Origin of the sequence: Oricola sp. (assembly GCF_022763245.1) — a bacterium.
Taxonomy (GTDB): Bacteria; Pseudomonadota; Alphaproteobacteria; order Rhizobiales; family Rhizobiaceae; genus Oricola.
Genome location: NZ_JALEGV010000014.1, coordinates 19,376 through 42,031, shown reverse-complemented (window position 1 = coordinate 42,031; position 22,656 = coordinate 19,376). Strand labels below are relative to the sequence as shown.

The 22,656-nt window shown below is 66.7% G+C and carries 22 protein-coding genes; 10 read left to right on the top strand and 12 right to left on the bottom strand.

What is annotated here, in order from left to right; translation table 11 throughout:
* Positions 1–47 precede the first annotated feature (47 nt).
* Positions 48–299 (top strand): hypothetical protein, encoded by a 252-nt coding sequence (locus tag MRY80_RS07955; protein WP_293289796.1) that lies wholly within the window; start codon positions 48–50, stop codon positions 297–299.
* Between the two features lie 4 nt (positions 300–303).
* Here MRY80_RS07955 and MRY80_RS07950 read toward each other — a convergent pair whose 3' ends face one another.
* Positions 304–1,389 (bottom strand): site-2 protease family protein, encoded by a 1,086-nt coding sequence (locus MRY80_RS07950; RefSeq protein ID WP_293289794.1) that lies wholly within the window; start codon positions 1,387–1,389, stop codon positions 304–306.
* A 122-nt stretch (positions 1,390–1,511) separates the two neighbouring features.
* On the opposite strand from MRY80_RS07950, the gene gnd reads away from it, so the two are divergent.
* Positions 1,512–2,495 (top strand): phosphogluconate dehydrogenase (NAD(+)-dependent, decarboxylating), encoded by a 984-nt coding sequence (gnd, locus tag MRY80_RS07945; RefSeq protein ID WP_293289792.1) that lies wholly within the window; start codon positions 1,512–1,514, stop codon positions 2,493–2,495.
* 48 nt (positions 2,496–2,543) lie between these two features.
* On the opposite strand, the gene MRY80_RS07940 is transcribed toward gnd, so the two are convergent.
* Together MRY80_RS07940 and MRY80_RS07935 are read right to left on the bottom strand one after the other, a co-directional pair.
* Positions 2,544–4,586, bottom strand: a complete 2,043-nt coding sequence (locus tag MRY80_RS07940; RefSeq protein ID WP_293289790.1) for a M3 family metallopeptidase — start codon at positions 4,584–4,586, stop codon at positions 2,544–2,546.
* 84 nt (positions 4,587–4,670) lie between these two features.
* Positions 4,671–6,071: a TAXI family TRAP transporter solute-binding subunit gene (locus tag MRY80_RS07935; protein ID WP_293289788.1), complete on the bottom strand. Its 1,401-nt coding sequence runs from the start codon at positions 6,069–6,071 to the stop codon at positions 4,671–4,673.
* Positions 6,072–6,227: 156 nt separating this feature from the next.
* Between MRY80_RS07935 and MRY80_RS07930 the strand changes: the two genes are divergently transcribed.
* The 3 genes from MRY80_RS07930 to MRY80_RS07920 all read left to right on the top strand — a co-directional run bounded on the left by MRY80_RS07930 (position 6,228) and on the right by MRY80_RS07920 (position 9,313).
* Positions 6,228–6,692 carry a MarR family transcriptional regulator gene (locus tag MRY80_RS07930; RefSeq protein WP_293289787.1) on the top strand — a complete coding sequence of 155 codons (465 nt, stop codon included), beginning with the start codon at positions 6,228–6,230 and terminating at the stop codon, positions 6,690–6,692.
* Complete coding sequence (locus MRY80_RS07925) at positions 6,689–7,957, top strand: multidrug effflux MFS transporter (RefSeq protein WP_293289785.1); 1,269 nt, start codon at positions 6,689–6,691, stop codon at positions 7,955–7,957. The genes MRY80_RS07930 and MRY80_RS07925 overlap by 4 nt, the downstream gene beginning before the upstream one ends.
* A gap of 222 nt (positions 7,958–8,179) precedes the next feature.
* A complete protein-coding gene (locus tag MRY80_RS07920) occupies positions 8,180–9,313 on the top strand; it encodes an acyltransferase (RefSeq protein WP_293289783.1) in 1,134 nt (377 codons plus the stop codon).
* Positions 9,314–9,392: 79 nt separating this feature from the next.
* Here the strand turns inward: MRY80_RS07920 and MRY80_RS07915 are convergent, their stop codons facing one another.
* Positions 9,393–10,619 (bottom strand): argininosuccinate synthase, encoded by a 1,227-nt coding sequence (locus MRY80_RS07915; protein WP_293289781.1) that lies wholly within the window; start codon positions 10,617–10,619, stop codon positions 9,393–9,395.
* 89 nt (positions 10,620–10,708) lie between these two features.
* Positions 10,709–11,509 carry a phosphatase PAP2 family protein gene (locus MRY80_RS07910; protein WP_293289779.1) on the bottom strand — a complete coding sequence of 267 codons (801 nt, stop codon included), beginning with the start codon at positions 11,507–11,509 and terminating at the stop codon, positions 10,709–10,711.
* A 98-nt stretch (positions 11,510–11,607) separates the two neighbouring features.
* On the opposite strand from MRY80_RS07910, the gene MRY80_RS07905 reads away from it, so the two are divergent.
* A complete protein-coding gene (locus MRY80_RS07905; RefSeq protein WP_293289777.1) occupies positions 11,608–13,131 on the top strand; it encodes a glycosyltransferase family 39 protein in 1,524 nt (507 codons plus the stop codon).
* A 15-nt stretch (positions 13,132–13,146) separates the two neighbouring features.
* Positions 13,147–13,788 (top strand): LysE family translocator, encoded by a 642-nt coding sequence (locus MRY80_RS07900; protein WP_293289775.1) that lies wholly within the window; start codon positions 13,147–13,149, stop codon positions 13,786–13,788.
* Positions 13,789–13,791: 3 nt separating this feature from the next.
* On the opposite strand, the gene rlmN is transcribed toward MRY80_RS07900, so the two are convergent.
* On the bottom strand, positions 13,792–15,027 hold the full coding sequence (gene rlmN, locus MRY80_RS07895; protein ID WP_293289773.1) for a 23S rRNA (adenine(2503)-C(2))-methyltransferase RlmN: 1,236 nt from the start codon (positions 15,025–15,027) through the stop codon (positions 13,792–13,794).
* A 123-nt stretch (positions 15,028–15,150) separates the two neighbouring features.
* Positions 15,151–15,672: an invasion associated locus B family protein gene (locus MRY80_RS07890; RefSeq protein ID WP_293289771.1), complete on the bottom strand. Its 522-nt coding sequence runs from the start codon at positions 15,670–15,672 to the stop codon at positions 15,151–15,153.
* A 293-nt stretch (positions 15,673–15,965) separates the two neighbouring features.
* Here MRY80_RS07890 and MRY80_RS07885 point away from each other — a divergent pair, with 293 nt between their 5' ends.
* Positions 15,966–16,541: a sigma-70 family RNA polymerase sigma factor gene (locus MRY80_RS07885; protein WP_293289769.1), complete on the top strand. Its 576-nt coding sequence runs from the start codon at positions 15,966–15,968 to the stop codon at positions 16,539–16,541.
* Between the two features lie 9 nt (positions 16,542–16,550).
* Here MRY80_RS07885 and MRY80_RS07880 read toward each other — a convergent pair whose 3' ends face one another.
* The 5 genes from MRY80_RS07880 to MRY80_RS07860 form a co-directional block, all read right to left on the bottom strand.
* Positions 16,551–17,087: an endonuclease V gene (locus MRY80_RS07880; RefSeq protein WP_293289767.1), complete on the bottom strand. Its 537-nt coding sequence runs from the start codon at positions 17,085–17,087 to the stop codon at positions 16,551–16,553.
* Positions 17,077–17,511 (bottom strand): YkvA family protein, encoded by a 435-nt coding sequence (locus tag MRY80_RS07875; protein WP_293289765.1) that lies wholly within the window; start codon positions 17,509–17,511, stop codon positions 17,077–17,079. The genes MRY80_RS07880 and MRY80_RS07875 overlap by 11 nt, the downstream gene beginning before the upstream one ends.
* Positions 17,512–17,542: 31 nt before the next feature.
* Entirely contained in the window at positions 17,543–17,839 is a 297-nt protein-coding gene (locus MRY80_RS07870) for a 4a-hydroxytetrahydrobiopterin dehydratase (RefSeq protein WP_293289764.1), read from the bottom strand.
* Positions 17,840–17,898: 59 nt separating this feature from the next.
* Positions 17,899–18,492 carry an RNA 2',3'-cyclic phosphodiesterase gene (gene thpR, locus MRY80_RS07865; protein WP_293289762.1) on the bottom strand — a complete coding sequence of 198 codons (594 nt, stop codon included), beginning with the start codon at positions 18,490–18,492 and terminating at the stop codon, positions 17,899–17,901.
* A 127-nt stretch (positions 18,493–18,619) separates the two neighbouring features.
* Complete coding sequence (locus tag MRY80_RS07860) at positions 18,620–19,246, bottom strand: arylesterase (RefSeq protein WP_293289760.1); 627 nt, start codon at positions 19,244–19,246, stop codon at positions 18,620–18,622.
* Between the two features lie 54 nt (positions 19,247–19,300).
* On the opposite strand from MRY80_RS07860, the gene MRY80_RS07855 reads away from it, so the two are divergent.
* Entirely contained in the window at positions 19,301–20,014 is a 714-nt protein-coding gene (locus tag MRY80_RS07855) for an ABC transporter ATP-binding protein (protein ID WP_293289758.1), read from the top strand.
* A 5-nt stretch (positions 20,015–20,019) separates the two neighbouring features.
* Positions 20,020–22,572, top strand: coding sequence for an ABC transporter permease (locus MRY80_RS07850; RefSeq protein ID WP_293289756.1), 2,553 nt, complete (start codon positions 20,020–20,022; stop codon positions 22,570–22,572).
* The last annotated feature ends 84 nt before the right edge of the window (positions 22,573–22,656 follow it).

Sequence of the window (22,656 nt, the reverse complement as noted above, 5' to 3'; positions counted from 1 at the left end):
GAAGTGTTAACCGATTAGGCGCATTTTGCACGTCAGGAGAACGATCCATGTCACTGCTGCACATCCTGAACGCCTTTGTCCTGTCCGCCGCGGTGGCCATCGTGGGCGGCGCATTCGATCCGGGCGCGGTCGACACCGCGCCGACGGAGACCGAACTCGCCTTCGCCGACGCGCCCCATGGCGTCGATCCGATGGTGACCGGACCCGTCAGCACCTCGTTCAGGGAACGCCGGGCGATCGCGGGTTGCGAGCAGGCCGAGTGGCCGGAAATCCCGCTGAAATGCTACCCCGACCGGTAATGCCTCAGCGGCGCTGAGCCGCCTCGCTGACCAGCATCAATTCGCCGATATTCTCGCTCGTCACATAGCCGACGAGCCGCCCCTGGCGGTCCGTCACGCCGACCGCCGGCGCCTGCCCGCCCTGCAGCGCCTTGAAGGCGAGGTCCAGCATGGCCGTTTCCAGGACGGTCGGAATGTCGCGCGTCATCACCTCGTGCACCGGCGCGTCGCGGCCGCGCTCCTGCAAGCCGGCGACGAGGCCCGAGCGGGTCAGGACGCCGCGCAGATTGCCGCCGCCGTCGATCACCGGAAACTCGTGCTGCGTCGTCCGCAACAGCGCGTCGGCGGCGTCGCCAAGCGTCGAGGCCGGACCGAGCGCATCGTAATGGGTGATCATGCCTTCACGCACCGGGACCCGCGCGGCGACCGCCTGGAACGTCGTCGCCTGGGCCTCCGACGTCGCGGCGATATAGACGAAGATCGCCACGAAGATCAGCAGCACATTGCCCGTCAGGAGGCCGAGAAAGCCGAAGACGAAGGACATGACCTGCCCCACGGTCGCGGCGATCTCGGTCGCCCGCACCCGTGAGAAGCGCATCGCGAGCAGCGCCCGCAGCACCCGCCCGCCATCCATCGGAAAGGCCGGGATCAGGTTGAACAGCACCAGCGCGATGTTGATCACCGCGAGCCGTGACAGGAAGCCGAAGGACGGGTTCTCGATCTCGGAGAGCGCCGTCACGTCGGGATAGGCGCCGAGGATCAGGACCAGCACCACCGCGATCGCGACATTCACCAGCGGCCCGGCGATGGCGACCACCACCTCTTCCATCGGCTTTTCCGGCATGCGCTCCAATTGCGCCACGCCGCCGATCGGCAACAAAGTGATCTTCGGCGTGTTGATGCCGTAGCGCCGCGCGGCGATGGCGTGACCGAGTTCGTGCAGCACCACGCAGGCAAAGACCGCGATGATGAACGCCACGCCCTCCACCGCCGCCGACGCGCCGCCCTCCTGGAAATAGGCGATGCCGATCCACAACAGCAGCAGGAAGAATGTCAGATGGATGCGGATCTCGCTGCCCGCGACCCTGGCGATCGGAAACGACCATTGCATAGCGCTCACCCCGGCTTGTCGCGACGCCGCAATGCCAATCCGTGCCCGCAGCACTTGACTGACAGGACGTCGCCTAGGCTCTATTTGGAACGGATCGGCACAATCAGCAAGGACGGGACGGGATGCGGATAGGAATGATCGGGCTTGGGCGGATGGGCGGCAACATGGCGCGCAGGCTGATGCGCGCCGGCCATGAATGCGTCGTCCACGACATCCACGCCGAGGCCGTCGCGGCACTGACGGCAGAGGGCGCGCTCGGCGCCGACAGCCTGGAGGCGCTCGTCGCCCAGCTCCAGCCGCCGCGGGCGGTCTGGATCATGCTGCCGGCGGCCCTGGTCGGCGAGACGGTGGAAAAGCTCGCGGCGCTGATGCAGCCCGGCGACATCATCATCGACGGCGGCAATTCGCGCTACACCGGCGCCATCGAGATCGCCGGAACGCTCGAGGCCTCCGGCATCCGTTTCATCGACGTCGGCACCAGCGGCGGCGTCTGGGGGCTGGAGCGGGGCTATTGCCTGATGATCGGCGGCGAGACGGACGCCGTGCGCCATCTGGACCCGGTCTTCGCCGCGCTCGCGCCCGGCGGCGACGGCGAGACGCCGGCCCAACGCGGCTATCTGCATTGCGGCCCGCCCGGCGCCGGCCATTTCGTCAAGATGGTCCATAACGGCATCGAATACGGCATGATGGCGGCCTATGCGGAGGGCATGAACCTGCTGAGAGCGGCCAATGCCGGCGCGACGGACCGCGCGGTCGATGCCGAGACCACGCCCCTGGAACACCCCGAACAGTACCGCTTCGACCTCGACGTCGCCGAGATCGCCGAGGTCTGGCGCCATGGCAGCGTCGTCTCGTCCTGGCTGCTCGACCTGACGGCCGAGGCGCTGCAGCGCGATCCGGCGCTGGCCGGCTATGACGGGCACGTGTCGGATTCCGGCGAGGGCCGATGGACCATCGACGCGGCGATCGACACCTCCGTGCCGGTCCCGGTGCTCTCGGCCGCCCTGTTTCAGCGCTTTTCCTCGCGCGGCGAATCCGACTTCGCCGACCGGATGCTGTCGGCGATGCGCTTCGCCTTCGGCGGCCATCTGGAAAAGACGAAATAGCGCGCCGATGACGCCGAGGTGGCCGTCGTCACCTCGGTCGCATGGGCGTCAGACCAGGCCGCGCCCTTTCAGCATGGCGTCCGGCGTCGGCAGGCGGCCGCGAAAGGCCTTGTAGGCGTCTTCGGGATCGACCGTGCCGCCGGACGAATAGATGTGGGTCTTCAGCTTCTCGGCGATCGCCGGATTGAACGGATCGCCGGTCTCCTCGAAGGCCGCGAAGGCGTCGGCGTCCATCACCTCCGACCACATGTAGGAATAGTAGCCGGCCGCGTAGCCGTCGCCGGCGAAGATGTGCTGGAAATGCGGCGAGCGGTGCCGCATGGCGATCGCGTCGGGGATCTTGATGTCTTCCAGAACCTTTGCCTCAAATTCGAGCGGCTTTGCCGGCGCGTCGCCGCGGGCGTGATAGGCCATGTCGACCAGCGCGCTGGCCGTGTATTCCACCGTCGCGAAGCCCGCATTGAAGGTCTGCGCCGCCAGCACCTTGTCGAGCAGCGTCTTCGGCATGGGCTCGCCGGTCTCGAAATGCACGGCATAGGTGTTGAGCACCTCCGGCACGGTCAGCCAGTGCTCGTAGAGCTGCGAGGGCAGTTCGACGAAATCGCGGCTCACGGACGTGCCCGAGACGGAGGGATAGGTCACCTCCGAGAGCATCCCGTGCAGCGCATGGCCGAATTCGTGGAACAGCGTGCGCGCGTCGTCAAAGGACAGGAAGGCGGGCTTGCCCTTCGGCGGCTTGGCGAAATTCATCGTGTTGAGGATGATCGGCGTCTCGTCGAGGAGCCGCGACTGCATCTGCAGCGCGCTCATCCATGCGCCGGAGCGCTTCGACGGGCGGGCGAAATAGTCGCCGATGAACAGCGCGCGGTGCGAGCCGTCCGGGTTCTTCACCTGCCAGAGCCGCGCGTCGGGATGGTAGAGCGTCACGCCCTTCACCTCCTCGAAGGTGACGCCGAAGAGCCGCGTCGCCACCGCGAAGGACGCCTGGATGATCTTTTCGAGCTGCATGTAGGGCTTGACGTCGTCGTCGGAGAAATCGAAGCGCTGCTGGCGGATCTTCTCGGCGTAGTGCCGCCAGTCCCATTTCGCCGGCGGATGGTTGTGGCCTTCCTCCGCGATCAGCCCGGCAATGTCCTCGGCCTCCTCGTTGGCGCGGGCGACCGCCTTGTCCCAGACGGTCTCCAGCAGATGGCTGACATTGTCCGGCGTCTTGGCCATCGTGTCGTCGAGCTTGTAGGCGGCATAGGTCGCATAGCCGAGCAGCGCGGCCTGTTCGCGCCGCAGCGCCAGCGTTTCGGCGATGACGTCGCTATTGTCCGTCTCGCCGCCGTTCTCGCCGCGCGCCAGCCAGGCCGTGTAGACCTTCTCGCGCAGGTCCCGCCGCGTCGAATAGGTCAGGAACGGGTCCGCGATGGAGCGCGAGAGGGACACGGCGTGCTTGCCGGCATGGCCACGCTCTTCTGCGACCGAGGCGAGCGCGTCGACCAGCCAGCCCGGCAGGCCGGCGAGATCGGCCTCGTCGTCCAGAAGCAGCATCCAGTCGGATTCGTCCTTGAGCACGTTCTGGCCGAATTGCGTGCCGAGCGAGGCGAGCCGTTCGGTGATTTCGGCGAACCGCGTCTGGTCGTCGCCCTGAAGCGCCGCGCCGGACCGCACGAAGCCCTTCCAGCGCCTTTCCAGAACGCGCAGCTGTTCGGTGGTGAGCCCCAGCGTGTCGCGCGCCGCCCACAGCGCGTCGACCCGCTGGAACAGCGTGCCGTTCATGGCGATCGCCGTGCGGTGGCGCGCATAGAGCGGCGACACCGTGCGCTCGACCGTGCGGATCACGTCGTTGGTGTGCGACCCGGCGCGATTGAAGAAGATCGCCGAAACCCGCGACAGGTCCTCGCCCGCCTTTTCCAGCGCCTCGATCGTGTTCTCGAAGGTCGGCGCCGCCGGGTCGTTGGCGATCGCCTCGATCTCGGAAAGATGCGTCTCGAACGCCGCGCGGATCGTCGGCTCGAAATCGGTGTCCTCGATCGCGCCGAAATCGGGCAGGCCCTCAGGTCCGGTCCAGGTGGTCAGGGGGGAATCAGCGCGGGTCGCGGTCATGAAGACACCTCGGTTCGGGTCGGTTTCACTGTCAGCTAGGTCATCGGGGCGGGATTGCCAAGATGGCCATCGCCCCGGGTCGCGTCAATGCCAGGTGGTCTGCCCCTGCGGCGCCGCGAGTTCCGCCATGCGGTCGTTGATCGTCTCGCGCACGGCGTCCCACAGGAGCGAGAAGGACTGGAAGCCCTCCTCCGTCACCTCGTCGGTGTCGAGCGCCACAACCACCGTCTCAAGCACGGCGTTGAGCTCGCGCTTCAGCCGGCGCAGGTCGCCCGCATCGCCCGCCGCCTCGGCTTGCCGGCGGATCGCCAGGAGCTGGTGATTGTAGGTGTCGGCCCGGTTCTTCTGGTTGGAGACGAAGCGCGAGCGCAGCGCCAAGAGCCCAGAAATGGTCAGCGTCAGCACGGTGACGAGCAGGGCCAGCGGCTCGGCGTTTTCCTGCAGGAAGCCCGGCGCGTCGCGGTCGTAGAACCGCTCCGCCCCCTCGTGCAGCGGCACCGAAAGCCCCGCCGCGACATCCGGCGCGCTGATCGCGGACGCCAGCGGAAACCGGATCGTCAGGTCGAGCCGGTGTTCGAACAGGATCCGCGTCAGTTCCCGGACCGCTTCGGCATCGACATCGTCGCGCGTGACCAGGATCCTCTCCACCGCCGCCGTCGCCGTGTCGCGCGACGGCACCGGCGTCGCCCCGGTGAACGCGCCCTGCGGGATTTCCGCCGCCGTCAGGAAGGGCCGCTTCAGCGCGATCGCCTCGGCCTGCGGCACCGGCACGTATCGTAACGCGATGCGTTTCAGCTGCGCCTCCTCGAACAGGCCGACGAGATCGGCGTCGCGCAGCGAGCGCACCGTGAACAGCGCGTCGACCTCGCCGCCCAGCAGCCGCGCCGCGCCCTTCGCGAACGGTTCCGCCGTCCATTTGAAACGGTCGATCGGCAGGTCGTAATGGTCGCCCAGCACCCAGAAGGACCGGAAGGCGTCGGTGCCGAATTGCGGGATCGAAACCGACACGCCGGCGAGATCCGTGACCTCGAAGGCCGGCGCCTCGCCGCGCACGATGATCTGGAACAGGTCGGGATAGAGCCGCGCGATCACCCGCACGTCGGCGACGACCGGCGTATCGGCGCGGATGACCGCGACATCAACGTCGCGCCTGTTGAGTTCGGCGATGTTCTGCGAGGCGTCGCGCGCGGCCCTGACGTCGAGCCGCACCGTCTCGGAGTGACGGGCGACGACGTCGGCGACCTCGCGCATCAGATTGTAGGCGTCCGAGCCGCGCGGCCCCGTCGCCACGGTCAGAACGGCCGGATCGCGCTCGCGGGCGATCCAGAACCAGGTCGCCGAAGCGGCAGTCGCGATCATGACGACGCCGACGATGGCGAGCAAGGCGCGCTGGCGCGTGCGTAGCGACGCCAGGTTCGCGCCGGCGCCTTCGGCGGCCGTCACCGAAACGTCCGGGCCTGTCTTCGGTTTCCGTTCACTCGCCAAGACGTCGTTTCCGCCTGCCCCGCTGCCGTATCAGAAGCTGTAGATGCCTGAAAATGGAGGCGCAAGCAGGCGGCCGGCCTAAAACGAACCTTGACAGGAAGCACCGATATAGTAAGCAAGCCTTATTATCTACCTGCCTTATGAAAGATCGGACCCTTGGCCGACCCACAGACCTTCGGTTTCCTCGTTTCCGACGTCGCCCGCCTGACGCGCGCATTGCTGGAACGCCGCATCACCTCCGCGGGCCTCGGCATCACGCCGGGCGAGGCGCGCGCGCTCCTGCACATCGTCGCGCTGGAAGGCGGCCGGCAGACGCGGATCGCGGAACGCATGGGCGTCGAGCCGATGACCGCCTGCGGCTATATCGACAAGCTGGAGGCCCGCGGCCTCGTCACGCGCGAGGCCGATCCCGACGACCGCCGCGCCAAGCAGGTGCACGCGACCGAGGCCGCCAAACCGCTGATCGCCGCCCTGCAGGCCGAATCGGCCGCCATGCGGGCCGACATCCTCGCCGGCCTCACGCCGGAGGAGCGCGACGCCACGATGGCCGCCCTGCGGCACGCCCATGTCAACCTCCAGGCGCTGCTTGCCCCGCAGCCGGAGGAGGCGCTGGCGTCATGAGCACGTCCACCCCGATCATGGGCGTCGGCCGCACGGCGCTGATATCGACCATCCTCGTCGCGGTGGGTCCGCTCTCCATGGCGCTCTACACGCCCGCCATGCCGATGCTGGTCGAGGCCTTCGACACCACCCAGGCCGTGGTCAAGATGACGCTGACGGCCTATTTCGCCGGCTTCGCCTTCTCGCAGCTTGCGGCCGGCCCGCTGGCCGACGCGCTCGGCCGCCGCCGTTCGACCATCATGTTCATCGGCGTCTACATCCTAGGAAGCATCGCCGCCGCGCTGGCGCCGACCATCGAGATCCTGGTCGCCGCCCGCCTGGTGCAGGGGATCGGCGCCGCCATCGGCGTCACCGTCTCGCGGGCGATCGTGCGCGACATGTATCCCGGCGAAAGAGGCGCCCGGATCCTCAATCTCGTCGCCATCGCCATGGCGTCGGCGCCGGCCTTCGCGCCGGCTCTCGGCGGCGTCACGATCCAGATCGCCGGCTGGCACGCCGTCTTCGTCCTGATGGTGATCTTCGGCTTCGTCGTCGGCGGCACGACGGTGTTCGGGCTGAAGGAAACGATCACGCCCGACATCACCCGTCTGCGGCCGCTCAACATCGCCCGCGCCTACCGCAACCTCTTGGTGAACGCCGAATTCATGACGGCGTCCGTCGTCATCGCCGCCGGCGTCGGCGCCTTCTACGCGCAAGCGACGATCCTGCCTTTCGTGATGATCGATTCCGTCGGCCTGACGCCGACCCAATACGGCTTCTCGATGCTGTTCCAGTCCGGCACCTTCATGTGCGGATCGCTGACCATGCGCCTGCTTCTGCGCTGGTGGAAGCCGAGCCAGCTCGTCGCGCCGGGCCTCACGCTGATCGTGGCCGGCGCCGTCGCGCTCGCCACCGCGCCGCATGTCATCGGCGCGTCGCTTCTCACCATCATGGTCCCCGTCGCCATCACCGCCTTCGGCGTCGCGCTGATGATGCCCTTCATGCTGATGGCCGGCATGCGCCCGTTCCCGCATATCGCCGGGCAGGCCGCCGCGCTCACGGGCTTCATGCAGATGGGGGCGGGGCTTGCGGCCGGCACGATCGGCGCGCTCTTCGCCGACCCGGTGATGGCGATTTCCACCGTGATCCCGGCCATGGGCGTGATCTCGGCGGCAACCTTCTTCCTCTATCGCCGCGCGGCCGACACCGCCGAGCGCCGCGAGGCCGACACGCAGGCCACCCTGCAAGCCGACCTTGCCCCGGTCAGCCCGGCGCCGGCGGAGTGACGCTCAGCCCAGGCAGTTGCGCTTGGCGACCACGCGCGGCTGAGACCCGACCTCGGATGCGGCAAGCGGGATAGAACGCGTTTGCGGGCCATCGTTGGCAGCAGCCCGTCACTCGGCAGCGTGACAGCATCTCCAGGCCCGGACCGAAGAACTGCGTCCTCCTGCGCGGCCGGAGAGTCCAGCCCAGCCTGGACCTGGGCGATACTTGCGATTCCAAAGAAAATGCGGTCCGTTGCGGGCACGAACGTCTTGGGGAACGGGATCGGAATGAACGAGCAAGTAAAGCTGCCCGGGCTTGTCGCCACACGATTCTATGCCGCAGCGATGATCGTTCTGTTCCACGTCATCGGTCTCGCCCAGATCGAGACGCCGGATCTGCTCTCGTTCATACCCGCGCATTTCGGAACGGGCGTGCCGCTGTTCTACATCGTCAGCGCGTTTGCGCTCTGCGTCGGCTACAGCGACAAGCTGTCATCCAGGGACGAGCTGTCCTTCTTCTTTCATCGCCGCTTCTTCAGGATCGCGCCGCTGTTCTATGTCATGATGGCGGTCTATTTTGTCTTCCTGTACATCCGGTTCGGGAAGATAACGGAACCGGAGATGATCGCTTCATCCCTGTTTTTCGTATTCAACATCATTCCCGGTCACGTCAGCGGGTTTGTCTGGGCATCGTGGTCCATCGGTGTCGAGATGCTGTTTTATGCGATATTTCCGCTGATCATGCTCGCGGTGACGAACACGGGCCGCGCATTTGTGTTCGTGCTGATAAGCTGCTTCATCATGACGATGTGGCGCCAATCCTTCGTCGGCGCGCCGCCCGAGATGGTCGCCTTCGAGAATTACGCGCTCGCGGCGAACATCCACTTCTTTGCCACGGGCGTGTTTTGCTACTTTCTTTGGCGCTCGGCAGCCGGGCGAAGGCAAGAACCTGTGCTTGGGATCGCGGCGATAGCCGCTTCCCTGATTGGAGCGGTCCTGCTCGTCCGCTTCGCCAACGCAATCCTCGCAGGGTACGGATTGCCCGCTCTCGATATCGTCCGAGCAGTCGTGCTGGGTGCCTTCGTGCTCGGTATGGCATTGAACCCGATCCGGCTTGCTGTGAACCGGGCGACGATCGGCATGGGGGAAACGTCCTACAGCCTCTATCTCTGGCATCCGCTGCTGATATCGCTGCTCTTGTCAGCGGGTGTCTACGAGGCGATCGAGGCCAGGGCGCCGAATGTGATGTCGTCGTTCCTGCTGTGCGGCCTCGCCACCTTCATCGCGTTGATCCCGACCGCCTTTCTCAGTTACCACACGATCGAAAGATGGGGCGCGCGGATGAGCCGTCGCCGGCGTCCGGCCGCGGCTCGTTGATTCCACCGCATGGCAACCGGAACGATCGGGCCGCGGATGACAGCGACGCCGATCGATCCGGTTCCGGCGTGAGAAGGCCTCAGCCCAGGCGGTTGCGCTTGGCGAGGGTGCGCAGGCGCAGCGCGTTGAGGCGGATGAACCCGGCCGCGTCCTTCTGGTCGTAGGCGCCGTGGTCGTCCTCGAAGGTGACGAGCTCCTCCGAATAGAGCGATTTCGGCGACTGGCGGCCGGTCGTGATGACGTTGCCCTTGTAGAGCTTCAGTCGCACGCTGCCCTCGACGTCCTTCTGGCTGTGGTCGATGGCGGCCTGCAGCATCTCGCGCTCGGGCGAGAACCAGAAGCCGTTATAGATGAGCTCCGCATAGCGCGGCATCAATTCGTCCTTGAGATGCGCCGCGCCGCGGTCGAGCGTGATCGACTCCATCGCCCGATGGGCGGCGAGCAGGATCGTGCCGCCGGGCGTCTCGTAGACGCCGCGCGACTTCATGCCGACAAACCGGTTCTCGACCAGGTCGATGCGACCGATGCCGTTGTCGCGGCCGAGATCGTTCAGCGCGGCGAACAGCGTCGCCGGCGACATTTCCTGACCGTTCAGGCTGACCGCGTCGCCCCGCTTGAAGCCGATCTCGACCTCGGTCGCCTGGTCCGGCGCATCCATCGGCGAGACGGTGCGCATGTGGACATATTCCGGCGCCTCTTCCCACGGATCCTCGAGCACCTTGCCCTCCGAGGAGGAGTGCAGCATGTTCGCGTCGACCGAGAACGGCGCCTCGCCATGCTTGTCCTTCGGCACCGGGATCTGGTGCAGCTGCGCGAACTCGATCAGGTCGGTGCGCGACTTGAAGGACCAGTCGCGCCACGGCGCGATCACCTTGATGTCCGGATTGAGCGCATAGGCCGACAATTCGAAGCGGACCTGGTCGTTGCCCTTGCCGGTCGCGCCGTGCGCGATGGCGTCGGCGCCGGTCTCCTCGGCGATCTCGACCAGCCGCTTGGAGATCAGCGGGCGGGCGATGGAAGTGCCGAGCAGGTAGACGCCCTCATAGACGGCATTGGCGCGGAACATCGGAAACACGAAATCGCGGATGAACTCCTCGCGCACGTCCTCGATGTAGATTTCCTTGATGCCGAGCATCTCGGCCTTCTTGCGCGCGGGCTCCAGTTCGTCGCCCTGGCCCAGATCGGCCGTGAAGGTCACCACTTCGGCGCCGAGTTCGGTCTGCAGCCATTTCAGGATGATGGAGGTGTCGAGCCCGCCGGAATAGGCGAGGACGACCTTCTTGACGTCTTTGTATGCGGCGCTCATGTCGGTTCGGTTCCAGTCGTAAGCGGTGTCGTGAAATCGCGCGCACCATATTGCCTTTGCGCGGCAGCGCAAGGGATAGCGCAAGGGATTTAGCCCGATCGGGCCCGCCGCGACACGCTCCATTCGGCCAATGCCGCAAAGGCGGCGAAGATCACCACGGTCATCAGGAAGCCGAGAACGACGTCGGACAGGTAATGCGCGCCGAAACCGACCCTCAGCCCCGCCATCGCGATCGCGAGGAGCCCGACGACGATCGCATAGGCCCGGTAGCGGTGAACGGCCAGGACAAGCGCCAGGCACATCAGCCAGCCGGCCGCCGCCGCCTCGCCGGAGACGAAGGAGCAGTTGCCGCTGGTGCAATAGTTGGAATAGACGCCGGCCTCGACAAAGGGCAGCCAGCCGCCGAAATCCTCGGTCATCCAGGGCCGCGGCCGCCCCCAATGGGCCTTCAGAACGCCGTTGACGATCAGCCCCGGCCCGGCGATCAGCGTGGCGACCAGCACGGCCTTCAGCCGCACGCCCGGATTGCGCCAGGTGCCGCCCATCCTGAGTTCCACGATCAGGAAAACCAGGGTGACGATGCCCAGGATCGCGGGCACCGGATGCATGAGTTCGCGAAACGTCGACAGCGCCGGGACGCCGGACAGCGGGAACCCCCGGCAGCGCTGGCTTTCGGCGGACGCCGTCGCCGCGCAGTTGGCCGCGTCGAAGAACAGGCCGCTTGTCGAGAGGTCCCATTCTCCGCCAAGCTGGAACCGGAGCAGAAGCGCGACCCACAGCACGGCCAGGAGGACGGCGACGAGCGGGTCGGCCAGCGGGCCGAATACGGTGCGGGGACGGGGCGACGGCAAGGCGATCAGGCTCTGTTGGTTCGACGCCCCCTCTCGCATGGCGCGGCGGGCGCCGCAAGCCGCGGCCGATTGACCGGCGCCGGCAGCCTGCCTAAGGAGCGGGCGAGCAGGCCAGAACCGCAGGAGGCGGAAACGGCATGAACACAGACGGCCCCACGACGACCCTTTCCGATCCGCCGCCCTTCTGGGCGCGGCCCGTCGGCGTGACCGTCATCTGCGCCCTGTGGGCGGGGTTCCACTTCTGGATCGCGGCCTTCCTGCGTTCCGCCCTCGTAGTGGACGACTCGCTGGAGAGCTTCCATTCCCAGTCGCTGGAGTTCTTCTACGCGTCGCGCAATCCGGCGCTCTATGACTGGATACTCAACGGCGTGAACCGGATCGTCGGATCGTCGTTCTACGGCGCGCCGCTGGTCAACTATGCGTCCATGCTCACCTGCGCCCTGCTGCTCTACGCGCTGGCGCGGCGCGTCATCGCGGATCCGCGCCTTCAGGCCTTCTCCGTCTATTCGCTGTCGCTGCTCTGGATCATCGGCTTCGAGAGCCATCGAATCCTCGCCCACAGCCAGGTGATGATCGCGCTGATGGCGGCGGCGATCCTCGTCTTCTGGTCGCTGGGCGAAAGCCGGGCGGTCTGGAAATACCTGCTGCTCGGAGCGCTGATCCCGCTCGGGATCCTCGCCAAATATTCCTTCGCCCTGTTCATCGGCGCGATCGTCGCCGCCGCGCTCCTCGAACGCGTCTATCGCCGTGTCGTGCTCGACCCGCGATTTCTCCTGACCCTGCTGGTCGCCATCGCGCCGCTTGGCCTGTTCTTCTACCTCGCCACGGCGGAGACGCAGGCGATCGTCGACACCTCGACCGGGGTTCTCACCGGCGGCGACGACGCGATCCTGAAGGTGCTGGAGAAGCTCCTCGGCGCCTTCGCCGGGTACGGGCTTCCCTTCGCGGCGATCTACGCGCTGGTCTTCTTCGTGCCGCGGCCTGCGCGCAAGGCCGGGGCGCCGGGGCCGAACGAGGCCTTTCTGCGCCTCAACCGGACGGTGCTGCTGATCGGCGTCGTGGTGATGGTCGCATGGGCGCTCGGCCCGGGCGGCACCCAGTTGCGGCCGCGCTACCTGCACTGCCTGTTCCTGACCCTGCCGCTGTTTTCCTTCATGGTGCTGGACCGCTACCAGCCGACCCGCCGCGCAATCCGCAGCTACGCGACGATCCTGCTCGTCATGGCGGTAGCCATCGGCGGGATCTATCTCGCCGGCCGCCTGGCGCCCTCCGAGACGCTCTGCGGCAGCTGCCGTCCGAGCGTGCCCTACCGGCAGCTGGGCAAGGAAATCGTGCAGCGCTACGGCCCCGCGCCCGTCATCGTCGCGCCGAACCGCATGCTCGCCGGCCAGTATCGCGCGGCGGTGCCGGCGGCCCGCGCCGTCGCCCTCGACACGACGGAATATGCGCCGCCCCCGATGGCAGCCTCCCGCTGCCTCCTCATCTGGCCCTCGACGACGACGAAACAGACGAAACTCGCCGAGCAGATGGCCGAATTCGGCAAGGATCTGCTGCCCGACGAGCAGATCACGCTGGACTGGTGGGCGCCGCTGCTGCCACAAACGCGCCAAACGACCTTCAACCTGCAGGAATTGCCGGCCGACGCCGCGCCCTGCCGATAGGCAAGCGATCACGCCATGACCTTCATTCCCGATACCGCGACGCTTCTGACATTCACCGTCGCCGCCATCGTCCTGGCGATCACGCCAGGCCCGGACATGACGCTGTTCCTGTCGCGCACGCTCGCCCAGGGCCGCGCGGCGGGATTTGCTTGCATGTTCGGCGCCTATGCCGGCGTCGCCGTCCACACCTCCATGGTCGCGCTCGGCCTGTCGGCGCTGATCGTCGCCGCGCCGACCGCCTTCATCGCCCTGAAAGTCGTCGGCGCCGGCTACCTGATCTGGCTCGCCATCGACGCTATCCGCAGCGGCTCGTCGCTGACGGTGGAGACCGAGCGCCGCCAGGCGCCGCATATCGGCGCGAGCTTCCTGACCGGTCTCGGCATCAACCTGCTCAACCCGAAGATCATCCTGTTCTTCATGACCTTCCTGCCGCAATTCGTCGCCGCCGACGATCCGCATGCGACGGGCAAGTTCTTCTTCCTGGGCGCATTCTTCATCGCGATCGCCATTCCCATCACCTCGGCGATGGTGCTCGCGGCGGGATGGATGTCGTCGACCTTGCGCAAGCGACCGATGGTGACGCGCGCCATCGACTGGCTGATGGCCAGCGTGTTCAGCGCTTTCGCGGTGAAGATCCTGTTCACCCAGGGGCGGTGAGGCTCAGTCGCCGTGCCCGGCGATCATCATCGCCTCATAGGCCAGCCGCTCGGTCTTCTTCATCCGTTCCGACGCTGACTTGAGCTGCCCGCACGCGGCGAGGATGTCCTGGCCGCGCGGCGTGCGGATGGGGGAGGCGTAGCCATTGGCGTTGATGAAGTCGGCGAAGGTCTCGATCTGCTCCCAGTCGGAGCATTCATAGGCCGAGCCGGGCCATTTGTTGAACGGGATCAGGTTGATCTTGGCCGGGATGCCCTTCAACAGCCGCACCAGTTCCTTGGCGTCCGCCAGGCCGTCATTGACGCCCTTCAGCATGACGTATTCGAAGGTGATGCGCCGCGCGTTCGACAGGCCCGGATAGGCCCGGCAGGCGTCCAGCAATTCCTTCAGCGGATACTTCTTGTTGATCGGCACGAGCTCGTCGCGCAATTCGTCATTGGTGGCGTGCAGCGAGATCGCCAGCATGACGCCGGTTTCCTCGCCGATCTTCGTGATCTGCGGCACGACGCCGGAGGTCGACAGCGTGATGCGGCGCTTGGACAGGCTCAGACCGTCGCCGTCGGCGAAGACCAGCAGCGCGTCGCGCACATTGTCGTAATTGTAGAGCGGCTCGCCCATGCCCATCATCACGACGTTGGAGACCTTGCGGCCCTCCGCCGGCACGATGGCGCCCTGCGGCGTGTCCCTGTCGGGAAAATCGCCCAGCCGGTCGCGCGCAAGCAGAAGCTGCGAGACGACCTCTTCCGATGTCAGGTTGCGCACCAGGCGCTGCGTGCCGGTGTGGCAGAAGGTGCAGGTCAGCGTGCAGCCGACCTGGCTGGAGACGCACAGCGTGCCGCGGCCTTCTTCCGGAATGTAGACGGTCTCGACCTCGACCGGACGCCCGGCGCCGCGCGACGGAAACCGCAGCAGCCACTTGCGCGTGCCGTCATTGGAGATCTGTTCCTCGACGATCTCCGGCCGCGCGATCGAGAACCGGGCCTTCAACAGCGCGCGCAGGTCCTTCGACACGTTGGTCATGTCGTCGAAGTCGGAAACGCCGCGCACATAGAGCCAGTGCCACAATTGCTGCACGCGCATCTTGACCTGGCGCTCCGGCACGCCGGCGCCCTTCAGCGCCTCGCCAAGCTGCGGCCGCGTCAGGCCGATCAGCGTCGGCTTGTCGGCCAGCGCCGCGCGCGCCTGAACGCCATGAATGTCACGCGCCGCGTTCTCGGTCAGGTCGATGGAAACGCCCATGGTCAATCCGTCATGTCTCAAGAAGCGCGCGCTTTACCACACTGCGCGCGCTGCGTCACGTCAGGCCAACGCCGAATGCCGGGCAAGCCCGGCACGCATCGGTTTCACGACCATATAGGTGCGTTACTTGCAGTTCTGAATGGCGTCGAGCGCCGCCGTCACGCCGGACAGCGAATAATCGTAGCTCGTGTTGGTGCCGCGCGCGGACGTCGCCGTCACGGTCATCTTCGAGCCTGCCTTCATCGCCGCGACGAGCGCCGGCTCCTGCGCGGCGTTCTCGGCCCAGGCAGACTTGTCCTTGGTGAAGAAGGTGAAGCTCTTGTCGCCGACAGTCACCGTGACCTTGGACGAATCACGAAGCGCGTAGTCCGCCATGAACTGCGGCTCGTAGGAGACGTTCTGGGTCGTGCGCTGCGTCACGATGAAGAAATTGGTGCCGTGATTGACTTCGGCCGGCTTCTCCGACCCGGGAATCGGCACCGACAGCGTGTAGCAGACCTTGCTGTTGCCGGAGTTGTAGCTGAAGGCGCTCCAGTCCGAATAGTCGCCGATGCGCGTCGGCGTCTGCGCCCACGCGCCGGTTGCGCTTGCTGCAACCAGGCTTGCTGCCAGCAATCCCGAGATGACTTTGGTGTCGATAAACATAATTCCTACCGGTTCGTGTCGGTCACGCATGAAACACGACGATGCGGCCAACCCAATCTGGACGAATCAGGGTTACCAGACAGTGAACAAAACACCAAAAAAATTATGGTTTTCACCCCTGTCACCGGCCACAGCGCGGCAATTTCCAGCACTTGCGTGTTGAAGCGGGAAAACGGCAACAGTTTGACTGCGAGCCGCAAACCGGATGACAGACCCGGCCCCCCGGAACTATCATTGCGGCATGGACGAAACGGCGGGGGCGCCGTCAGGAGAGAGTGGAACCGGCCCGACGCATGACGAATGAACAGCATCAAAGACACGCATCGCTTGTCCGCGCCATCGTCGCGACACGCGACCAGTCGGCGTTCGCCGAGCTGTTCGATCACTTCGCGCCGCGCATCAACGCCTATCTGCGGCGTCTCTCGCTGGAAGCCGGGCAGGCCGAGGAAGTCACCCAGGAAGTGATGATGGTGCTTTGGCACAAGGCGTCGCTGTTCGATCCGGCGAAATCCTCGCTGGCGACATGGCTGTTCCGCGTCGCGCGCAACCGGCGCATCGACCTCGTGCGCCGCGACAAGTCGGACCGGCTCGATCCTGACGATCCGGCGCTGCACCCCGAAGCGCCCGAACCCGCCGATGCCCTGATCGACGCCGAGCAGCGCGACGAGCGCGTGCGCGAGGCCCTGCGCGACCTGCCCGCCGAACAGCTCGATCTCATCCGAAAGGCGTTCTATCTCGGCCAGTCGCACAGCCAGATCGCCGACGAGACCGGCCTGCCGCTCGGCACGGTCAAATCCCGCATCCGGCTGGCCTTCACCCGCCTGCGCAAGGTCATCGACGCCGACGACCGCATCGACACCGATCCATAGAAAGAACGCTCACCCCGCCAGCGCGTCGCGCGCCAGCCGGTCCGCCAGCCTGCACATGACGGGAATACGGTGGGCGCCGTGCATCTCGGCGACCCATCGGGACGCCGTATCCAGATCGACGCCTATCGCCGTGACCCGCAAAGGCTGGCGGCTCTCGCCGCGACAGACCGGGCGCGACCAGTCGTCGCCGCGAAACGGCGTCTTGGCGACGCCGATCACGGCCACGCGGCGATCGAGCGCCGCGGCAAGACGCGCGCCCAGGCCCGGCCGGCCCGCGCCGTCGAGATGCACGTAACCGTCGATGACGATCGTCGCGACCGGCGTCGAAACCGCGTCGAGCAGGGCGAGAAGCACGGGCAATTCGCGCTTGTAGAACGCGCCCGGCTCATACTCCGCCGATTGCATGGGCAGCCGGACCTGATGCGTCGCAAGCGGCTCGGACGAAGAGAATTCGGAGATCAGGACACACCCGCCGGCGGCGACGGTGTCGCCATAGGCCGCGTCGAGAACCGCGACCGGACCGCCGCGTTCGCCCTCAGACGTCAACGACCGGTTTCTCGCCCTCGCCGGGCGCGTCCAGGTCGTGATCGGCGAGCGCCTTCCGCGCCGCCAGCCGATGGGCGTCAGTGATGTGGCCCCGCACGGCGCCGATGGCGGCCATCAGCACGGCCAGGTCGTCGCCGAAGCCGATGCCAAGCAGGAAATCGGGGATCACGTCGAGCGGCAGGACGAAATAGGCGAGCGCGGCGAACAGCGTCGCGCGCACGCGGGCCGGCGTCTTGGAATCGAGCGCGCAGAAGTAACCGGCCACCACCTCGTCCATGAAGGGAACGGCGCGCGCCGCCTTCTTCGCGGTCGCCCAGAATTTCCGGCGCACGCGCTTTTCGCGCTGCGACTGCTCCTCCGGCGTCCCCGGTGCGAGGATTTCGCCGATCAGAACGTCGTCCGGAATGTCGTGCTTGCCAGCCATGCCTGAAATGTGGGTTGCGCCGCGCCGCGCTTCAAGCCGCGGCCTTGTCCATGCGGGCGGCGAGCGCCAGATCTAGCTCGGTGAGGCCGCCGGCGTCATGCGTGGTGAGCGTCACCTCGACGCGGTTGTAGACGTTGAACCACTCGGGGTGGTGATCCATCTTCTCGGCCACCATCGCGATCTCGGTCATGAAGGCGAAGGCCTTGCGAAACGTCTTGAACCGGAATTCCCGCTTGATCGAGGCGCCGTCGGCGCCAAGCGTCCATCCGTCCAGTTCCGCCAGCCCGGCCGCAATCGCCTCTTCGTCCAGTTTCTCAGGTCTGGCCATCGGCTCGCTTTCCCGTTTCGTTGTCCACAGGCCCGCCCGGCCGGCGTCGTCGGGGCGCGTTAGCGGATGCCCCGCGCCGTGGCCTGGTCGTCGGGCGCGTAGTTCGGCGCCGAGAGACGCGGGGTCAGCGGATAGCTTTCCTCCACGATATAGGGCCCGCCGCCGACCGATTCCCGCGACGACATCAAGACGAAGCGGCTGACGGTGAAGGGCGGCACGTAAAAATTGCCGCGGCTCGACAGATAGCGCGCCGCCATCTCCGGCGCGACGTTGCGCAGCCTTGCGATGGTGACATGCGGGGTGAATTTGCGGGGGTCGGCGGGCAGCCGCAAGCGCTGGCAGATCCGCTCGATTTCGGCCTGAAGCTCGATCAGGTCCGGCGAGGCCGTCGGTGTGGCGAACAGGGAATGCGGCTTCTTGCCGCCGAAGACGCCCAGCCCGGACAGGCCGATCTTGAACTCGAAGCGCCGCACGCGATCCAGCGCGTCGGCCACCTCGTCGGCGACGTGATGCTCGATGTCGCCGATGAAACGCAGTGTCAGGTGATAGTTCTCGACGTCGATCCAGCGCGCGCCCGGCAGACCGCCGCGCAGGAGTGAGAGGGACATCGCAGCATTGTGCGGAATCTCAAGAGCGGCAAACAGACGCGGCATAAGGCTCTTCCCTCCGAATTCGGAAGTGTGACGGGCAAATCACCTTGTCCCCAGTCGAATCGAATCACGGACCATGGTGCGGTGCAAGCGAATTATTTGTGCCCATGGTGACGCGGTGGAAAACCGCTCAAGGCGCCCGCTTGGCCAGATACGCCTCCATCACCGGCATGAACCGCTCCACCATTTCGGCGACGCCGTCGCCGTTGGGATGCATGCCGTCTCCCAGCAGAAGCGCGTCCTGCGCCGCCACGCCGTCGAGAAAGAAGGGATAGAAATCAAGGCCATGCTGCTCGGCGAGCTCGGGAAAGATCGGGTCGAACCGGGCCGCGAAATCCTCGCCCATGTTCGGCGGCGCCAGCATCCCCGTCAGGATGACGTCGATTCCCCGATCCTTTAGCCGGGTAATCATTTCGTCCAGATTGGCGCGGGTCAGTTCCGGCGACACGCCGCGCAGCGCGTCGTTGGCGCCCAGTTCCAGGATCACGAAATCCGTTCCGTCGGGCACCGACCAGGTCAGCCGCGACAGGCCGCCGGAGGTCGTGTCGCCGGAAACGCCGGCATTGGCGATCACGATGTCGTGACCCTTTTCCTTCAGCGCCGCCTCCAGCATCGTGGGAAACGCCTGCCCCGGCGCGAGCTGATAGCCGGCCATCAGGCTGTCGCCGAAGCCGACGCCCTGCACCTGCTCCGCCATCGCGGGCGCTGCGGCCAGGGATCCGAAAATCGCGAAAACGCGCAACCAGGCTTTGAACATTGCCGCTCCGACACCATTTTGTTCCAGTTGCCGCAGATATAGGACCGATTTTCCGTGACAGAAGCGTTGATTTCCCTTTCCGAGGTCGATTTGCGGCTCGGCAGCGGCGTGAACGCCGTCCATGTCCTGAAATCGGTCGATCTCGACATCGGCGAGGGTGAATCGGTCGGCGTCGTCGGACCGTCGGGCTCCGGCAAGACCACATTGCTGATGGTGCTCTCCGGCCTCGAACAGCCCGATTCGGGTGTCGTGAACGTCGCCGGCGCGCAATTCCACGCCATGGACGAGGACGCCATCGCCGCCTTTCGCGGCCGCAACATCGGCATCGTGTTCCAGTCCTTCCACCTGATCCCGAACATGACCGCGCTGGAAAACGTCGCCGTGCCGCTGGAACTGGCCGGCCGCCGCGACGCCTTCGAAAAGGCCGAGGCCGAACTGGTCGCCGTCGGCCTGAAGGACCGGATGACCCACTATCCGGGCCAGCTGTCCGGAGGCGAACAGCAACGCGTCGCCATTGCCCGGGCGCTCGCGCCGGACCCGAAGATCCTGATCGCCGACGAACCGACCGGCAATCTCGACGGCGCCACCGGCCATCTGATCTCCGACCTCCTCTTCGCCAAGCAGCGCGAGCGCGGCATGACCTTTGTCCTCGTCACCCATGACCGAAGCCTCGCCGAGGAATGCGACCGCCAGGTCGCCGTCGATTCCGGCCGCGTGGAGGTTCAGGACCGAACGACCGGGCAGCGCTCCGGCCAGGCCGCCGAATGACGCGCATGCCCGTCTCCCGCGCGGTCTCGCTCGCCTTCACCTTCGCACTGCGCGAATTGCGCGGCGGCTTCTCCGGTTTCTACGTCTTCCTCGCCTGCATCGCGCTCGGCACGGCGGCGATCGGCGGCGTCAACGCCGTCTCCAAATCGGTCACCCAGGGCATCCAGGAGGAAGGCCAGGTCATTCTCGGCGGCGACATGCGCTTCGAGCTGATCCACCGCACCGCGTCCGTCGAAGAGCTCGCCTTCCTGCAATCGCAAGGCGACGTCGCGGTCACGGCCGGCATGCGCTCCATGGCGCGGCTGGAGGACCAGTCGGACCAGTCGCTGGTCGAACTGAAGGCCGTCGACGACGCCTACCCGCTCTACGGCGCGCTGCTCACCGAGCCTGCCCTGCCGCGCGACGCGCTGTTCTCCGCGCAAGACGGCGTCTTCGGAGCGGCGGTGCAGCCCATCCTGCTCGACCGGCTCGGCCTACAGGTCGGCGACAGTGTCCGGCTCGGCAACGCCACCTTCGCCATCCGCGCGACGATCGCGACCGAGCCCGACGCCGTCTCCGACGGGTTCGGCTTCGCGCCGCGCGTCCTCGTCTCGCTTGACGGGCTGCAGGCCTCCGGCCTTGTCCAGCCCGGATCGCTGGTCGAATACGGCTACAAGCTGCGCACTCCGCCGGGCACGACGGCGCAGCAGCTGAGCGCCATCGCCGAACGCGCCAACACGGATTTCCCCACCGCCGGCTGGTCGATCCGCGACCGCAGCCGTTCGGCGCCCGCCCTGTCGGCCAATATCGAGCGCTTCGCCCAGTTCCTCACCCTGGTCGGCCTCACGGCGCTGGTCACGGGCGGCGTCGGCGTCGCCAACGCGGTGCGCGCCTATCTCGACGGCAAGCGCAACGTCATCGCGACCTTCAAATGCCTCGGCGCGCCGGGCGAGTTCGTCTCGCTCGTCTATCTGATCCAGATCCTGATGATCGCCGGGATCGGCATCGTTCTCGGCCTCGTCATCGCCTCGCTGCTGCCGCTGACGGCGGCATGGGCCCTGTCGGGCGTGGTCCCGCTTCCGGCAAGCGGCGGGCTCTATCCCGGCGCCCTCGGGCTCGCCACGCTGTTCGCGCTGATCACGACGCTCGCCTTCGCCGTCCTGCCGCTCGGCCGCGCCCGCGACATCGCCGCGACGGCGCTGTTCCGCGAACAGACGATCGACGGCGAACGCCGCCCGCGCCTCGCCTATCTGTTCGCCGCCATCGTGCTCATCGCGCTTCTGGCCGGCCTCGCCATCGAGACCTCCTTCGACCGCCGCATCGCCGCGCTCTTCCTCGCCGGCATCGCCTTTTCCTTCGGCGTGCTGCGCGCGGTGTCGATCCTCGTCCAGGCGCTGGCAAGGCGGGCGCCGCGCGTCCGCTCCACCGCCATGCGGCTTGCGATCGGCAACATCCATCGTCCCGGCGCGCTGACGCCCTCCGTCGTCCTGTCCCTCGGCCTCGGCCTGACGCTGCTGGTCAGCCTCGCCCTGATCGACGGCAACCTGCGCCGCCAGATCGCCGGTAACCTGCCCGAACAGGCGCCGAACTTCTTCTTCGTCGACATCCAGAACGACGTGATCGACGATTTCTCGACGCTGGTCACCGACGCGGCCGGCGAAGACGGCGTCCTGCAGCGCGTGCCGATGCTGCGCGGCCGGATCGTCGAACTGAACGACCAGGACGTCGCCACGATGGAACTGCCGCCCGAAGGCGGCTGGGTGCTGCGCGGCGACCGCGGCATCACCTATTCCGTCGACGTGCCGGAGAATTCGACGCTGGTCGAGGGCGAGTGGTGGCCGGCCGACTATGCCGGCGAGCCGCTGGTGTCGTTTTCCGCCGAGGAGGCCGGTGAAGTCGGCCTGAAGATCGGCGACACGGTGACGATCAACGTCCTCGGCCGCAACATCACCGCGCGCATCGCCAATCTGCGCCAGGTGCAGTGGGAATCGCTCGCCATCAATTTCGTCATGGTGTTCTCGCCGAACACGTTCGCCGGCGCGCCGCATGCCTGGCTGGCGACCCTCACCGTTCCGGACGCCGGCACCAGGAAGGAAGCCGACATCCTGCGCGCCATCACCCAGGCCTTTCCGACCGTCACCTCCGTGCGCGTCAAGGACGCGATCGATCTGGTCAACCGCCTGATCGGCCAGCTCGCCACCGCCATCCGCTCCGCCGCCGCCGTCGCGCTCGTCGCCTCCGTGCTGGTGCTCGGCGGGGCGCTGGCGGCCGGAAACCGCGCCCGCGTTCACGACGCCGTCGTCCTGAAGATGCTGGGCGCGACGCGGCGCACCCTGATCGGCGCCTTCTCGCTCGAATATCTGATGCTCGGCGCCGCGACGGCGGCCTTCGCGCTGTTTGCCGGCGGCGTCGCCGCCTGGTTCGTCATCGCGCGTATCATGAGCCTGCCCTGGCAGCTCCTGCCCGGCGTCGCCGTCACGACGCTTGTCGGCGCGCTGGTGCTCACCGTCGGCCTCGGCCTCGCCGGAACGTGGCGGATTCTCGGACAAAAGGCCGCGCCGGTATTGCGAAACTTGTAAGCGAATCGGCAAGGATTCCTTAACCTTGGCCGTCGCGGCGGCGAAAAGACCCGTCTTTGCCGGGATTTAGGCCTCCTTTTCGCA